The 14,519-nt window shown below is 60.2% G+C and carries 11 protein-coding genes and 4 tRNA genes; 3 read left to right on the top strand and 12 right to left on the bottom strand.

Annotated elements, in window-relative coordinates:
• Nucleotides 1-129 precede the first annotated feature (129 nt).
• Together ACP7CJ_RS19890 and ACP7CJ_RS19885 are read left to right on the top strand one after the other, a co-directional pair.
• Nucleotides 130-1,020: a LysR family transcriptional regulator gene (locus tag ACP7CJ_RS19890; protein ID WP_276194070.1), complete on the top strand. Its 891-nt coding sequence runs from the start codon at nucleotides 130-132 to the stop codon at nucleotides 1,018-1,020.
• Nucleotides 1,021-1,086: 66 nt separating this feature from the next.
• Entirely contained in the window at nucleotides 1,087-4,365 is a 3,279-nt protein-coding gene (locus ACP7CJ_RS19885; RefSeq protein WP_276194071.1) for an EAL domain-containing protein, read from the top strand.
• Between the two features lie 3 nt (nucleotides 4,366-4,368).
• Here the strand turns inward: ACP7CJ_RS19885 and ACP7CJ_RS19880 are convergent, their stop codons facing one another.
• The 12 genes from ACP7CJ_RS19880 to gltX all read right to left on the bottom strand — a co-directional run bounded on the left by ACP7CJ_RS19880 (nucleotide 4,369) and on the right by gltX (nucleotide 13,238).
• On the bottom strand, nucleotides 4,369-5,649 hold the full coding sequence (locus ACP7CJ_RS19880) for a hypothetical protein (RefSeq protein WP_426101239.1): 1,281 nt from the start codon (nucleotides 5,647-5,649) through the stop codon (nucleotides 4,369-4,371).
• Between the two features lie 93 nt (nucleotides 5,650-5,742).
• On the bottom strand, nucleotides 5,743-6,699 hold the full coding sequence (locus ACP7CJ_RS19875) for a hypothetical protein (protein WP_426101237.1): 957 nt from the start codon (nucleotides 6,697-6,699) through the stop codon (nucleotides 5,743-5,745).
• A gap of 89 nt (nucleotides 6,700-6,788) precedes the next feature.
• Nucleotides 6,789-7,607, bottom strand: a complete 819-nt coding sequence (locus tag ACP7CJ_RS19870; protein ID WP_426101235.1) for a hypothetical protein — start codon at nucleotides 7,605-7,607, stop codon at nucleotides 6,789-6,791.
• A 429-nt stretch (nucleotides 7,608-8,036) separates the two neighbouring features.
• Complete coding sequence (locus ACP7CJ_RS19865) at nucleotides 8,037-9,002, bottom strand: tRNA dihydrouridine synthase (protein ID WP_276194075.1); 966 nt, start codon at nucleotides 9,000-9,002, stop codon at nucleotides 8,037-8,039.
• A 55-nt stretch (nucleotides 9,003-9,057) separates the two neighbouring features.
• Nucleotides 9,058-9,492: an acyl-CoA thioesterase gene (locus tag ACP7CJ_RS19860; protein ID WP_426101233.1), complete on the bottom strand. Its 435-nt coding sequence runs from the start codon at nucleotides 9,490-9,492 to the stop codon at nucleotides 9,058-9,060.
• A gap of 38 nt (nucleotides 9,493-9,530) precedes the next feature.
• On the bottom strand, nucleotides 9,531-10,364 hold the full coding sequence (locus tag ACP7CJ_RS19855; protein ID WP_426101231.1) for an alpha/beta hydrolase: 834 nt from the start codon (nucleotides 10,362-10,364) through the stop codon (nucleotides 9,531-9,533).
• Between the two features lie 13 nt (nucleotides 10,365-10,377).
• Complete coding sequence (locus ACP7CJ_RS19850) at nucleotides 10,378-10,917, bottom strand: TetR/AcrR family transcriptional regulator (RefSeq protein ID WP_276194078.1); 540 nt, start codon at nucleotides 10,915-10,917, stop codon at nucleotides 10,378-10,380.
• Between the two features lie 183 nt (nucleotides 10,918-11,100).
• A tRNA-Glu gene (locus ACP7CJ_RS19845) sits at nucleotides 11,101-11,176 on the bottom strand.
• Nucleotides 11,177-11,254: 78 nt separating this feature from the next.
• Nucleotides 11,255-11,330 (bottom strand) — tRNA-Ala (locus ACP7CJ_RS19840).
• A gap of 50 nt (nucleotides 11,331-11,380) precedes the next feature.
• Nucleotides 11,381-11,456: transfer RNA gene (locus ACP7CJ_RS19835), tRNA-Glu, on the bottom strand.
• A 77-nt stretch (nucleotides 11,457-11,533) separates the two neighbouring features.
• Nucleotides 11,534-11,609, bottom strand: a tRNA-Ala gene (locus ACP7CJ_RS19830).
• A gap of 147 nt (nucleotides 11,610-11,756) precedes the next feature.
• Complete coding sequence (gene gltX / locus ACP7CJ_RS19825; protein ID WP_247403104.1) at nucleotides 11,757-13,238, bottom strand: glutamate--tRNA ligase; 1,482 nt, start codon at nucleotides 13,236-13,238, stop codon at nucleotides 11,757-11,759.
• Nucleotides 13,239-13,434: 196 nt separating this feature from the next.
• On the opposite strand from gltX, the gene ACP7CJ_RS19820 reads away from it, so the two are divergent.
• Complete coding sequence (locus tag ACP7CJ_RS19820; protein WP_426101230.1) at nucleotides 13,435-14,481, top strand: HlyD family secretion protein; 1,047 nt, start codon at nucleotides 13,435-13,437, stop codon at nucleotides 14,479-14,481.
• Nucleotides 14,482-14,519: the final 38 nt, after the last annotated feature.

Here is a 14,519-nt window from a genome sequence, read left to right as displayed (position 1 = left end):
GGTCTTTCTATGCCCCGGGTCTTGAGACATTCAATAACCCTTTGGCTTGTGAGGCTGATGGTATGGCGCTACATTAAATAACTCAAATTCATATTTTTTATGCTTTGGATTACCAACTGGAATACCACAATGGACCTGGCCAACCTCAATGCCTTTATCGCCATCGCCGAGACCGGCAGCTTCTCCGGCGCCGGCGAGCGCCTGCACCTGACCCAACCGGCCATCAGCAAACGCATTGCCGGCCTGGAGCAACAATTAAAGGTGCGTTTGTTCGATCGCCTGGGCCGTGAAGTCGGCTTGACCGAAGCCGGGCGTGCCTTGTTGCCGCGCGCCTATCAGATTCTCAACGTATTGGACGACACCCGGCGCGCCCTCACCAACCTCACCGGCGAAGTCAGCGGGCGTCTCACATTGGCCACCAGCCACCATATCGGCCTGCATCGCCTGCCGCCGATCCTGCGCACCTTCACCCGGCAATACCCCAACGTTGCGCTGGATATTCAGTTTCTCGACTCGGAAGTGGCCTACGAAGAGATCCTGCATGGCCGCGCCGAAGTGGCGGTGATCACCCTGGCGCCCGAGCCGCACAACCTGGTGCGCGCCACCCCGGTTTGGGACGACCCGCTGGATTTCGTAGTTGCGCCCGAGCACAGCCTGACCCACACCGGCTCGGTCAGCCTGGTGGACATCGCCGGGCACCCGGCGGTTTTCCCCGGTGGCAACACGTTTACCCATCACATTGTCAGACGCCTGTTCGAGGCCCAGGGCCTCACGCCGAACATCGCGATGAGCACAAACTATCTGGAAACCATCAAGATGATGGTGTCCATCGGCTTGGCGTGGAGCGTATTACCGCGCACCATGCTCGATGATCAAGTGGCAAGTATCGCTTTGCCAGGCATACAACTCAGTCGCCAGCTAGGCTATATCGTGCATACCGAAAGGACGCTGTCGAACGCTGCGCGGGCTTTTATGAGCCTTTTGGATGCACAGGTCGATCTGCCAGGGACACCGGCATGAAACTGTGCGGCCTCAAGGCCTGAGCAAAACCGCGCCGAACGCCCATCGAGCCAAGGCTTTTTGATAATGCCCAATCCCGTCGACCCAATGCCATCCCTACCCCGCATTTACGCCCTTGACCCTAAAGAGGCGGAACAAAGCTGGGACAGCGCCCCGCAACTGCTGGCAGCGCTTAACGCTGCGCGGCTGGGTGCGTGGTGTTGGGAAATCGATACCGGGCGTATCAGTTGGTCACGGGGCACCCAGGCGCTGTTCGGTTTTGACCCGCGCCAACCATTGCCCAAGGATCTGGATTACCTGGACCTGCTCGCGCCGGAAGACCGCGCCCGGGTGGTCCGCGCGTTTCACGCAATAGTCGCCGGCGAGCCATTCGAGCAGGCCATGCACCATCATATCCAGTGGCCGGATGGCAGCCAGCACTGGCTGGAAATCAATGGCAGCCTGGCACCGGACAAAGCCGGCCGGCGCCGCATGATCGGGGTGATCCGCGAGACCACCCGCCAACGCGAACGCGAACACGCCCTCAGCCACTCCGAAAAACGCTTCGCCACGCTGTTTCACCTGTGCCCGAACATGGTCCTGCTCACCCGCCAGTCCGACGGATTGATCAGCGAAGCCAACCAGTATTTCGAGATCCTCTTCGGCTGGCCGGTCGCCGACGCCATCGGTCGCACCACCTTGGACCTCGGCCTGTGGCGCCACCCCGAACAACGCGCGCAACTGGTCAAGGCCACCCAGCGCAAGGGTGAACCCATCACCATGGAAGTCCAGTTCTGTGCCAGCAACGGGCAGATCCACGACGGCACGCTCTGCGCACAGAAGGTCGAACTGGAGGGCGAGGCTTACCTGATCAGCACCTTTCTCGACACCACCGAGCGTAAAAACGCCGAACAAGCCTTAAAGGACAGCCAAGAGCGCCTGGACCTGGCCCTGGACTCGGCGCAATTGGGCACCTGGGACTGGCACATTCCCACCGGCATGCTCTACGGCTCAGCACGCGCTGCCCAACTGCACGGCCTGCCGTCCGAGGCGTTCCATGAATCGTTCGAAGCGTTTTTCGAGGGCATGCCCAAGGAAGAGCGTGAGAATATGCGTAATGCCTATCGCACCCTGCGCGAAGGCCCAGCCGGCAACTATCAGCTGACTTACCGCGTACCACTGGAAGACGGCAGCTCGCGCTACCTGGAAAGTCGCGCACGCCTGTACCGCGACGAGCGAGGCGCGCCGCTGCGCATGGCCGGCACCCTGCTGGACATCACCGACCAGGTCGAGCGCGAACAACGCCTGAGCGCCTCCGAAGAAAAGTTCGCCAGCCTGTTCCAGGCCAGCCCCGACCCGATCTGCGTCACCTGCCTGGACAGCGGCGAGTTCATCGAGATCAACCCAGCGTTCACCCAGACCTTTGGCTGGACGGCCGCCGAAGTGATCAACATGAACGCCGAACAGATCGGTCTGTGGGACGAGTCGAGCCAGCGCCTGCAACGCATTGAACAGGTGATTCGCGACCAGGCGCTGAGTAACGTGGCCATCGTTGCGCACCACAAAAGCGGCCAGGCCCTGACCTGCGTGATTTCCAGCCGTCTGATCAAGGTCGGCGACCAGCCGTGCATCGTCACCACCCTGCGCGACATTACCCAGCAGCAACGTTCGGAGGCCGCGCTGAAGGCCAGCGAAGAAAAATTCGCCAAGGCCTTTCATTCCAGCCCCGACGCGATTTCCATCACCGAACACGACACCGGCCGCTATGTGGAGGTGAACGACGGCTTCTGCCGCCTGACCGGTTTTCGCGCCGAAGACGTCATTGGCCTGACGCTGTACCAGGTCGGCATCTGGGCCGATGAAAACCAACGCGCGGTGCTGCTGGCCGAACTGCAACTCAAAGGCCGTATCCGCCATTTGGAAATGCTCTGGCACAACAAGCGCGGCGATGTGCTGGCGGTGGAGGTTTCAGTCGAGCCGATCACCCTCAATGAAACCCCCTGCCTGCTGCTGACCGCACGGGATGTAAGCCTGTTGAAAAATGCCCAGGCGCAGATCCGCCACCTGGCCTACCACGACCCGCTGACCAACCTGCCCAACCGGGCGCTGCTGATGGACCGCCTGAGCCAGCAGATCGCTCTGCTTAAGCGCCATAACCTGCGCGGTGCATTGCTGTTTCTCGACCTCGACCACTTCAAGCACATCAACGATTCCCTCGGCCACCCGGTGGGCGATACCGTGCTGAAAATCGTCACCGCACGCCTGGAAGCCAGTGTGCGCATGGAAGACACGGTGGCGCGCCTGGGTGGCGATGAGTTCGTGGTGCTGCTCAGCGGCCTGGAGGGCACGCGCACCGAAGTCAGCGCCCAGGTTCAGGAACTGGCCGATACCCTGCGTGAATTGCTGTCCGAACCGATGTTCCTGGACGGCCAACGCCTGCAGGTCACGCCGAGCATTGGCGTGGCGCTGATCCCCGATCATGGCTCGACCCCAGCCGACTTGCTCAAACGTGCTGACATCGCGTTGTACCGGGCCAAGGATTCGGGGCGCAACGCCACGCAGATGTTCCACAACAGCATGCAGAAAACCGCCAGCGAACGACTGCGCATGGAAACCGACCTGCGCCTGGCCCTGGCACGCGGCGAATTCAGCGTGCATTACCAGCCCCAGGTGGACGCGCGCGGCAATAAGATCGTCGGCGCCGAGGCGCTGGTGCGCTGGCAGCATCCGCAACTGGGCGCGCAGGCGCCGTCCGAATTCATCAAGGTGCTGGAAGACAGCGGCCTGATCCTCGAAGTTGGCACCTGGATACTCGATGAAGCGTGCGCCGCCTTCGAGCAGTTGATCAAAGAAGGCAAGGTGGACCCGCAGAATTTCAGCCTGTGCGTGAACATCAGCCCCCGGCAGTTTCGCCAGAACGACTTTGTCGAACGGATCGAGCGCAGCCTCAAACAGCATTCATTGCCTTACAGCCTGCTGAAACTGGAAATCACCGAAGGCATCGTGATCCAGAACCTCGATGACACCATCAGCAAAATGCTTCGCCTGAAAAAGCTCGGCGTCAGTTTTGCAATGGACGACTTCGGCACCGGTTACTCATCGCTCACCTACCTCAAGCGCTTGCCGGTGGATGCGCTGAAGATCGACCAGTCCTTCGTGCGCGATGCCACCCACGACCCCAACGACGCCGAAATCATCCGCGCCATTGTGGCCATGGCCCGCAGCTTGAACCTGGAGGTGATCGCCGAAGGCGTCGAAACCCCGGAGCAACTGGCGTTCCTGCAAAAGCTGGGCTGCCACTTATTCCAGGGCTATTTGCACAGCCGCCCATTACCAATAGAAGGGTTCAGGCTATTGCTGGATTAAGGCTCAGACCAGCTTCAGGGCCCGAAACCCCGAATTCATCCAACGCGATGAGGCCAAGTCGTGCTTTTCTCCATAGAAATCCAGCACCCCATCGATCACCGCCACCGAATGCCCATTGTCCGCCAGGGTGCCGATCGCACCCTTGGCCAACTCTGCGACCGTACTTTCACGCAAGTAGCCAAACAACCCGAGGCGGCGCAGCGCTTCGCCTGGGAACTCACCATCGTTGAGGGTATGCAGAGCCGCCGTGTAACTCTCGCGGGCACGAAAATCGTTGTTCTCGATCTGCGCGCGTTTGGCGCTGACCGCGTACAAAAAGTGGGCGGCATCCAGCAACTGCCGATTACGGCCATAAAAGTTCGACTCGGCGGCGGCCTGGCGCACTTCCTCGTGGGTCAGTTGCAGCCGGAAGGAATCTCGCATGACCACGTCATATCCGGCCGGGGTGATTTGAACCTGCTTATAGATCCCCCCGGGGTCCCGCCCGAACCGGATCATCGCCGCCTTGATCGCCGATACCGTGACGCAATTGCCTTCTACCCCTTGGTAAAATCCACTCCAGATGTCCGCAGGCCGGATGCTCGGGACCACAGGGACGGCGTCGCGATTGCTCGAGGGCGACGCTTGATCGTTGAACAAAATGTACCCGTAACCCCGATCCACCTTTTGCGGAGCGCCACGGTCATGCCTGACCCCCTCGCGCACCAGCGCCGCCCCGCGGTTATGGGTTTCCAGTACACCGACCGCCCCCTGGCCGGCCATATCGCTCACCGGAACAAACTGAGACAGGCCGAACACCCCCATACCCTGCAGACAACGCTGGGGAGTCTCGCCCTCGAGCGTCTTCGACAAGGCGGCTTCAAACGTGGCATACCCCTGGGTCAGTTGCTTGCGCTTAACAAACGCTGCAAACACAAAGTTGGCATCCTTGACCACGTCGCTGTCTGCCCCCGCGAAGCGTGAAGCCTGCGACGCCTGCTGCAACTCCTGGCGGGACAGGTGCAGCTTGAATTCATCCTTCATCGTGACGTCGTACCCGTCCCCCGAAGGTACTAACTCATTAAACATCGCGGCTGGGCGCTGACCGAACGTCACCATCATCAACTTGATCACGGCCGCGTGGGTGCTGCAATCAAAGTTCTCGCCAAACCGCCGCTCGGTTGCGTTGAACGCCAAAGCGATATCAGCCGGTTTTTCACCTGCAGGCCTCACCGGAAATACGCGCAAAGCATCGCGTTGCTGGGCTGTTGCATTCATTGAACGGCCACCCGTGGAGATATTCATGCACTGAGTTCCTGACACCTTAAAAATCATTTGTCGAACAGACAGCCAGATTCAGACTGGCTGCACTGTTCGCTGAACTGAAAACAACCGTCGTCACATTAGGGCTATGGCATCACCCTGCGTGGGGGCTTTTCCCTGTCGGCCCCACAGCTCTTCGCGGCCGTTGATAACCGCCACCGAATGCTGGGCCCGATTGCACATGCCCAACTGCCCATTGGCGAGTTCGCGTACAGAAACCTTCTTCATGTGCTTGCTCAACCCCAGCCGCTTCAAACCCTCCCCCGCCCCCCTCTCATCCTCGCCATCATTCAGACTGCGAATCGCCGCGTTAAAACTGCGCGCCGCCCTGCCATCGTTGTTTTCGTTCTGGGCACGCTTGGCACTGACCGCAAAGAGAAACTCCGCATCCTTGAGCATCTCTTTGTCACGTCCGACAAATTTTGCCCCCCGCGCGCCTTCGGTGAGCTCCCGGTCCGTCAGGTTGACCGATACACCATCGCGCATGACCACCTCATAGCCACGCTCGGTTTTTTTCACTTCCTTGAAAATATCCGTAGGGCTTTGGCCAAACCGGTACATCGCCGCCTTGATGGCCGACACCGTCACACAGTTGCCATCCGGTCCTTGGCGAAAGCCGCTCCAGATGTTGTCGGGCTTCGCACCATTGCGTTTTCTCGAAAGGCCAGCAATGTTCGCAGCAGGCGCAGGTTGTGGCGCCGCCGGCTCTGGCACCACGCGCGGCGCGACCTCAGGTCGGGGCGGGGCTATATCCGGCACGGCTTTATCTTTCTTATCAGACACCAGGCTGATTAATTGAGTAAAAAAAGACGTGAACAGTGTCACTAACTTATCGACTACATCTGAGTTATTCGCCACGCCAGCGCGGTTATCCTGCGCATTTATCGGCCGGGGATTATTTCCAGAGGCCGGATCATTTACGACCCTGTCGAATTGAGGAAATTGTTCATTTTTTGCACTCTTGGAATCAACCGAAAGTAACTGACGCACACCCACGACACGCGCAATATTATTAATTGAACAACACGACATACATGCCTCCACTGGCATGCACTTCCCGAAACATTAAACTTCAAAGAAGTGCGCGCCCTATTCGTTCTTATTAAAAGAGGTTGATACCGTCAGGACCGGCGCAGTGACCGGGGGCTGATGCGCCAGTCCCTCGAATCAAATCGACTTTCCGCCGGCCCAGGGCTGGTGACATCCGGGGCGGGCGTATCCGGCAGCGGCGGCGGCGGCGGCGTAATCGGCGTAATCGGCGGAACCACGGGGACAGTCGGTTGCGGAGTGACGCCATGCGCATGGCTGGGCATCACGCCAGGACTTGGGGTCGGCCTGACATGGGAGTGAATGTGACGCTCCGGCATCACGTTAAGCTTGCGAAGTGTCTCGGGCAGGGGCGGGACGTGGGGTAAAGACGGCATCACCCTCGGCACCACTTCGCTGTTCGCAAGCGCCTTGGTATCAGGGCAAGGACAGTGGCCGACGTTTACATTCACCTGCACATTGGCATTGGCATCCTTGGTCACGGAGACGCCGGATTTGTGCACGTGCGGTAACACCGACAAAGCGTGCTGCCCTCGCGGGTCAAGCGTCAATGTAGAGTGTCCCGGCAGTTGGCGCGCATCGACTGGAGCGGCGAGCGGCTTATACTGAGTGGGGAATGCACCAGGCGCACTATTCTTCCCCGACAATATCTCGCGCATGGTTTTGAAGACTTGCTCCAGCATGTCAATCAACCGCGAGAAGCCACCTACGTCAATCGTCATTGCATTGTTCGCCACGTTGAAATGGTCATGACGTAACGCCACAGGAGTGGCAAGCGCGTTGCCCACAGAAGTACCCGATTGGTGGATGGCTGTCGACGCAGATGACGGCTGCCGCCCCGTGGCGGTTGTATCAACATTGAGGAAGGGCGAATGGTTAATCGTTAGAGACATCAGCGAGTTCCTTATTGGCACGCCCCGGCTCAGTTAATTGGCCAAAGACGCGAGAGTTTTTCTTGGCTGAAAGCAACTCACGCTGCTTCACAGTCCGTACTTTCGTGGAAGGTGAGGCCATCGAGTTCCAGAAATCGCGACTTATATAAGGAAACCAAATCAAACTTTCGGATTTTGCCTCATGGCCATTTAGAAAAACCCGCACCCCAAGTACCCCTGCCGAACATTAACGGGACACACCCGCTAATAAACCCTGTTCTGCGCAACTTACCGATACAACCCTAGACACTGCGCAGCCGCCGAGTGTGATATTCCAACCCCCATAAACGCAAAATGCCCCGCATCTTTCGATACGAAGCATTTTATTGAAAAACCCCACCCATTCATCCACTGTTGCAATGCACTTTAAAGGCATTCAAGTGTTATAGCTTATGACTCAGGTTCACCAGAATGGGCCATCCCCAGCAATCGACTCACCTGCTTCAAATCGGTCTCGCGGCGCATTGCGGTAAACAACTCCACCGCCTCGGGATAATTGCGCGTCAACATTGCCAACCACTGCTTCAGCCGACCGGGTGCCTGACGTTCGGTCAGTTGCGCCACCGACTGGGTCCAGAAGTCCTGGAGCATCGGCTGCATTTGCGCCCAGGTCATTGCCACAACCTCTTCACCGGCCCGCGCCGCCGCGATCTGCCGCGCAAGATCCGGACGCGCAACCAGCCCGCGCCCGAGCATGATGTCTTCGGCGCCGCTGACTTCGCGGCAACGCTTCCAGTCTTCGACACTCCAGATATCGCCATTGGCAAACACCGGCACCTTGACCACATCCTGCACGCGTGGAATCCACTCCCAGTGGGCCGGCGGCTTGTAGCCATCGGTCTTGGTCCGCGCATGCACGACGATATGCGCCGCACCACCCTCTGCCAGGGCCGTCGCGCAGACCAGCGCGCCATCCGGGCTGTCGAAGCCCAGGCGCATCTTGGCGGTCACCGGGATATGCGCCGGCACCGCGCGACGCACATGCTCGACGATGCGGTTGAGCAACTCCGGCTCCTTGAGCAGCACCGCACCGCCGCGCGACTTGTTGACGGTCTTGGCCGGGCAGCCGAAGTTCAGGTCGATCACTTGCGAGCCCAACTCGCAAGCCAGCGCCGCGTTTTCCGCCAGGCACACCGGGTCGGAACCGAGCAACTGCACACGCAGCGGCACGCCAGCGGCGGTGTGGGCACCGTGCAGCAGTTCCGGGGCGAGCTTATGGAAATACGCCGGGGTGAGGAGGCGGTCGTTGACGCGGATAAATTCGGTCACGCACCAGTCGATACCGCCCACGCGGGTCAACACGTCCCGCAGGATGTTGTCGACCAACCCCTCCATGGGCGCTAAAGCAATTTGCATGGAAAACACTCAACAAAAATCGTGGCGCAGTTTACTGGGTTTCCCGTCGCAACCGTTAACCCCCTGTCAGGGCGGGGCCGTAGCCGTCGAGAAACTCCGCCGGCATGCGCTTGGGCTTGCCGCTGGACAGTTCGATGCAGACGAAGGTGGTTTGCGCGCGCAGTAAGGTCGCGCCGTCGCGAGGGCGTACCAACTGGAAACGACGGGTCATTTTCAGGCGCTGGTCCCAGTCGACGATCCAGGTCGCCAGTTGCAGCTCGTCGCTTTCATAGGCCGCTGCCAGGTAGTCGATCTCATGGCGTACCACGGCCATGGCGCGGTCCAGTCGCCGGTACTCGGTGAGGTCCAGCCCCAGGCGCTGGGAATGGCGCCAGGCACAACGTTCCAGCCAGGACACGTACACCGCGTTATTGGCGTGCCCCAGGCCGTCGATGTCCTCAGCGGCGACCAGCAGATCGATGATAAACGGCGTTGCCAAATCCCAGCCCATGCCTTGCTCCAGTCGATTGATGTCGGCAGGGCAGTGTATCAGGCAGTTTGGCGCGCCTGTAAACGGCAGCCCGCCAGCAGGGCCAGCACCGCGTCGACCACCCGGGGATCGGCCAGCACTCGCTGGTGTCCGCCCTGCTCCAGGCGCAACAGGCGGCTGTCGAACCAGGCGTCGTGGATGACCTGGGACGCGCTGACCGGCACGAAGGTATCGTCTTCGGCATGCACGATCAGACCGGGGAGGTTCATCTGGTAATGGGCCACATCCAAATGCTTGAGCGGCATGCCCAGGGTCAGCTCGACCTCCTGGATAAACGCCGAGCGCGCCCGCGACGGCAACCCGACCATGCCGGCGAACCCACACAGCACATCAAGGAAGCGCGATGGCGCAGCAATGCTCACCAGCGCTTTGGTGCGCAGCCCCAACTGCACCGCCAGCATCGCACTCGCGCCACCCATAGAGTGGCCGACCACCGCATGCAGCGGCGGCAGCTCGGCCGCCGCTTCAAGCATGGCGCGGGCAAACAGCAGCACGTGGGCTTCACGCCCCGGCGAACGGCCGTGAGCCGGGCCATCCAGGGCAATCACCGAATAGCCGTTCTCCACCAGCGCGGTGATCAGGCTGGCGAACTGGGTGGGCCGCCCTTCCCAACCGTGCATCAGCAGCACCGCCGGGCCTTGGCCCCAGCGCAACGCCGACAGACCAAAACGCAAGGTGATGCGCTCTGCGTGCGCCAACAGCGGCAACTCCCACTCACGCGGCGGCAGATCCCGTGGGGTCATGAAGACCCGCCGCATGGTGTTGGCCACCGTGTGCGGCGCCAGGCGCCCCAAGGTGCCGTTGACGCTACGAATCCAGGTCAATGCGCCCATTCTGCAAACCCTCTTAACGTATGGCCGACTTCGCGGCACGCAACACACGATCCGACAATTCACCCGACCCCAGGGCACGCGCCAATGCCAGCCCACCGACCATCAAGGCCATGTCCGACAGGGCCTTGTCGGTGTCTTCCGGGCTGGCGGCCAGTTGCGCTGCCATCAACTCCACATGCTCATTGAGTACTTGGCGAAACGCGTCCGGCAGGCGGGCCATCTCGCCCACGGTTGCCGGAATCGGGCAGGCCTTGGCCGTGGAGTCACGGTGCTTGCGCGACAGGTAGAACGCCGCAACCAAGGCGCGGCGTTCTTCGCCGGTGAGTTGCGCATCCATGTCGTCAATCGATGCACGGCGCTGGGCCAACAATTGGCTGAAGGCTTCGAGCATCAGCGCATCCTTGCTTTCAAAGTGCGCGTAGAAACCGCCGACGGTCAGCCCCGCCGCGCCCATGACTTCACCGACGCTCGGCTCGGCCGGGCCACGCTGGATCAACGCGGCGCTGGCGGCCTGCAGGATACGTTCGCGGGTTTGCGCTTTTTTATCGCTCATCGTTGCCTCCGACTCTCATGGATTTAATATTATAACCATAATAATATTTCACAAGCGAGTGGCATAACCACTGGTCAGAAGCCCGCATGGGCAAGAGAAAGGAGAATTGGCCAAACACCAGACAAACAAAAGGGCCATTCAATAATTGAATGACCCTTAAAAATCCCGCAGAGCGGGTAATCGTGGCGTCCCCTAGGGGACTCGAACCCCTGTTACCGCCGTGAAAGGGCGGTGTCCTAGGCCACTAGACGAAGGGGACACAAACCTTCTATACAACTGATCAGGCTGAGACTGATCGATTCAAGTACGGCGTGGCCAGAACCTTGAACCTGTAAATTGGTGGAGCTAAACGGGATCGAACCGTTGACCTCTTGCATGCCATGCAAGCGCTCTCCCAGCTGAGCTATAGCCCCGGATTTTTCGCCTCGCGGCGCAGCAGACCTTGCGAACTGCTTGTTGAAACTGGCGTCCCCTAGGGGACTCGAACCCCTGTTACCGCCGTGAAAGGGCGGTGTCCTAGGCCACTAGACGAAGGGGACAAAACCTTCTGTACTACATGATCAAGCTAGGCTTGATCGATTCAAGGACGGTGTGGCCAGACCTTGAACCTGTAAATTGGTGGAGCTAAACGGGATCGAACCGTTGACCTCTTGCATGCCATGCAAGCGCTCTCCCAGCTGAGCTATAGCCCCTCATCGGTGAGGACGGGGCGAATCTTAATGGCGCTTTGGAAACGTGTCAAATTTATTTTCAACAATTTCCAAAGTTTTTTGCCGGGATAACAATCACTTACCAACCAAACCCCGAAAAACCGGGGTTTGGCCGCTACAAGCGCTGACTCAGGCAATAGCGCCCAGCAGCTTCTCCCACTCTTTGTTTTCTTTCTTCGACACACCACCAAGCAAATCAAGGGCTTGGCGCAGACGGAAACGCGTGAGGTCCGGACCGAGGATTTCCATCGCATCGAGTACCGACACCGAACTGGCCTGCCCGGTGATCGCGGCAAACATCAGCGGCATGGCATCGCGCAATTTCAGCTCCAGGGATTCGACCACCGCCTGGATCGTCGCGGTAATGGCGTCCTTCTCCCACTGGCGCAGGCTTTCGAGCTTCCACAGGATCAACTGCATCAACTGGCGAACCTGGTCGCCGGAGAGTTTCTTCGACTCAAACAGCTTCGCATCCGGGTTCACGCCACCGGCAAAGAAGAAACTGGCCAACGGTGCGACCTGGCTGAACGTCTCCACCCTGCCCTGCACCAGCGGTGCGATCTTCATCATGTACTCGGGGTTCAACGCCCACTGCTGCATGCGGCTGGCAAACGCTTCCACTGGCAGGTCGCGCAGCCACTGGCCATTGAGCCACGACAGCTTCTCGATATCGAAGATCGGCCCGCCCAGCGAGACGCGTGACAGGTCGAAATTGTCGACCATTTCCTGCAGCGAGAACTTCTCGCGCTCGTCCGGCATCGACCAGCCCATGCGCCCCAGGTAGTTGAGCATTGCTTCGGGCATGAAACCCATGCGCTCATAGAACGTCACCGAGGTCGGGTTCTTGCGCTTGGACAGCTTGCTCTTGTCCGGGTTACGCAGCAGCGGCATGTAGCACAGTTGCGGTTGTTCCCAGCCAAAGTACTCGTAGAGCAGGATCAGCTTCGGCGCCGACGGCAGCCATTCTTCACCGCGCAACACGTGGGTGATGCCCATCAGGTGGTCGTCGACCACGTTGGCCAGGAAGTACGTCGGCAGGCCGTCGGTCTTCATCAGCACTTGCATGTCCATGCGATCCCACGGGATCTCGACGTCACCGCGCAACATGTCCGGCACCACGCACACGCCTTCGCTCGGCACCTTCATGCGGATCACATGGGGCTCGCCGGCAGCCAGGCGTGCGGCCACTTCTTCTTTGGACAGCAGCAGCGCACGGCCGTCGTAGCGCGGGGTTTCGCCACGGGCCTGTTGCTCGGCGCGCATCTGGTCCAGTTCCTCGCTGGTGCAGAAGCAAGGGAATGCATGGCCCATGTCGACCAACTGCTGGGTGTACTGCTTGTAGATGTCGCTGCGCTCGCTCTGGCGATACGGGCCGTGCGGGCCGCCGACGTCCGGGCCTTCCGACCAGGTGATGCCCAACCAGCGCAGGGCATCGAAAATCTGCTGTTCGGACTCGCGGGTCGAACGCAGTTGATCGGTGTCTTCGATCCGCAGGATGAATTCACCGCCGTGCTGCTTGGCAAAGCAGTAGTTGAACAAGGCGATGTAAGCAGTGCCGACGTGGGGGTCCCCGGTAGGCGATGGCGCGATGCGCGTGCGGACGGTGGTCATGGCAGGTCTCGAATGGGCGATATAACTGAAATTAAAACAAGGGGCGAATGGTAACAGCCATGGGCACTTAGGCTCCAGCGTCCTCCGTACCGAGCATGGCATATAGGCCAAGTTTGGGTCTGGAGTCTCGCTATAGCTATTTGCCAACTGGCTGGCTGGTTATATTCCATTACCTCTTGTTACAGACGCCACGCCCATGCCTGCCCCACTGAAACGCCGCCTGCTTATATTCGCATTGATCGTGAGCCTGATCGCCCTGGGTTTCTTCGCCCAGTGGTTCTTCAGGGGCCGCTTCTACGAAAGCACCGATAACGCCTACGTACAGGGCGAGATCACACGGGTCTCCAGCCAACTCGGCGCGCGAATTGTCGAGGTGCTGGTCGGTGATAACGAGCACGTGCAACAAGGCCAACTGCTGGTGAGGCTTGAAGGCGACGACTTCCACCTGGCCGTGGACCGCGCCAACGCCGCCCTCGCCATGCGTGAAGCCGAGCGCACCCAAGCGCAGAGCAAGCTCACCCAGCAAGCCAGCCTGATCGCCGCCGGCGAAGCCAAAGTGGCGTCCAGCCAGGCCAGCCTGGGCCGTTCGCAGATCGACCTGTCCCGCGCCCAGACCCTGCGCAAACCCGGCTACGTCTCGGAAGAACGGGTAACCACCCTCTCCGCCGACAACCACATCGCCCGCTCCCAAGTGACCATGGCCCAGGCCGACCTGCAGGGCCAGCGCCAGCAGGTCAACGCCCTGAATGCCGAGCTCAAGCGCCTCGACGCGCTGATCGCCAACGCCAGAACCGACCTGGCCCAGGCCGAGCTGAACCTGACCCGCAGCGAAATCCACGCGCCCATCAGTGGCCTGGTCGGCCAGCGCGCCGCGCGCAATGGCCAATACGTGCAAGCCGGCGCCTACCTGCTGTCGATCGTCCCCGACCAGGACATCTGGATTCAGGCCAACTTCAAGGAAACCCAAATCGGCCATATGCAGCCCGGGCAAAAGGCCGAACTGACCTTCGATGCTTATAGCGATACACCGATCGAGGCGCGGGTCGACAGCCTGTTCGCCGCCTCCGGGGCGCAGTTCAGCCTGTTGCCGCCGGACAATGCCACCGGCAACTTCACCAAAGTCGTACAACGGATTCCGGTGAAACTCACGTTTGCTGCGGATAACCCGCTAAAGGGCAAGATCCGCCCCGGCATGTCCGTCGCCGTCAAAGTGAACATCAAAGACCAGCCTGATGGCCGGTGACCCACTGCTGCGCCCGGTCGGCGAACCGACCCGGCGCG

Source organism: Pseudomonas sp. PSPC3-2 (assembly GCF_049897085.1).
Taxonomy (GTDB): Bacteria; Pseudomonadota; Gammaproteobacteria; order Pseudomonadales; family Pseudomonadaceae; genus Aquipseudomonas; species Aquipseudomonas paraveronii.
This window is presented reverse-complemented; position numbering and strand designations above follow the sequence as displayed.

Coding starts and splice junctions, on each gene's coding strand:
- ACP7CJ_RS19890 (WP_276194070.1), top strand. CDS start 130: ATGGACCTGGCCAACCTCAATGCCTTTATCGCCATCGCCGAGACCGGC.
- ACP7CJ_RS19885 (WP_276194071.1), top strand. CDS start 1,087: ATGCCCAATCCCGTCGACCCAATGCCATCCCTACCCCGCATTTACGCC.
- ACP7CJ_RS19880 (WP_426101239.1), bottom strand. CDS start 5,649: ATGAATATCTCCACGGGTGGCCGTTCAATGAATGCAACAGCCCAGCAA.
- ACP7CJ_RS19875 (WP_426101237.1), bottom strand. CDS start 6,699: ATGTCGTGTTGTTCAATTAATAATATTGCGCGTGTCGTGGGTGTGCGT.
- ACP7CJ_RS19870 (WP_426101235.1), bottom strand. CDS start 7,607: ATGTCTCTAACGATTAACCATTCGCCCTTCCTCAATGTTGATACAACC.
- ACP7CJ_RS19865 (WP_276194075.1), bottom strand. CDS start 9,002: ATGCAAATTGCTTTAGCGCCCATGGAGGGGTTGGTCGACAACATCCTG.
- ACP7CJ_RS19860 (WP_426101233.1), bottom strand. CDS start 9,492: ATGGGCTGGGATTTGGCAACGCCGTTTATCATCGATCTGCTGGTCGCC.
- ACP7CJ_RS19855 (WP_426101231.1), bottom strand. CDS start 10,364: ATGGGCGCATTGACCTGGATTCGTAGCGTCAACGGCACCTTGGGGCGC.
- ACP7CJ_RS19850 (WP_276194078.1), bottom strand. CDS start 10,917: ATGAGCGATAAAAAAGCGCAAACCCGCGAACGTATCCTGCAGGCCGCC.
- gltX (WP_247403104.1), bottom strand. CDS start 13,238: ATGACCACCGTCCGCACGCGCATCGCGCCATCGCCTACCGGGGACCCC.
- ACP7CJ_RS19820 (WP_426101230.1), top strand. CDS start 13,435: ATGCCTGCCCCACTGAAACGCCGCCTGCTTATATTCGCATTGATCGTG.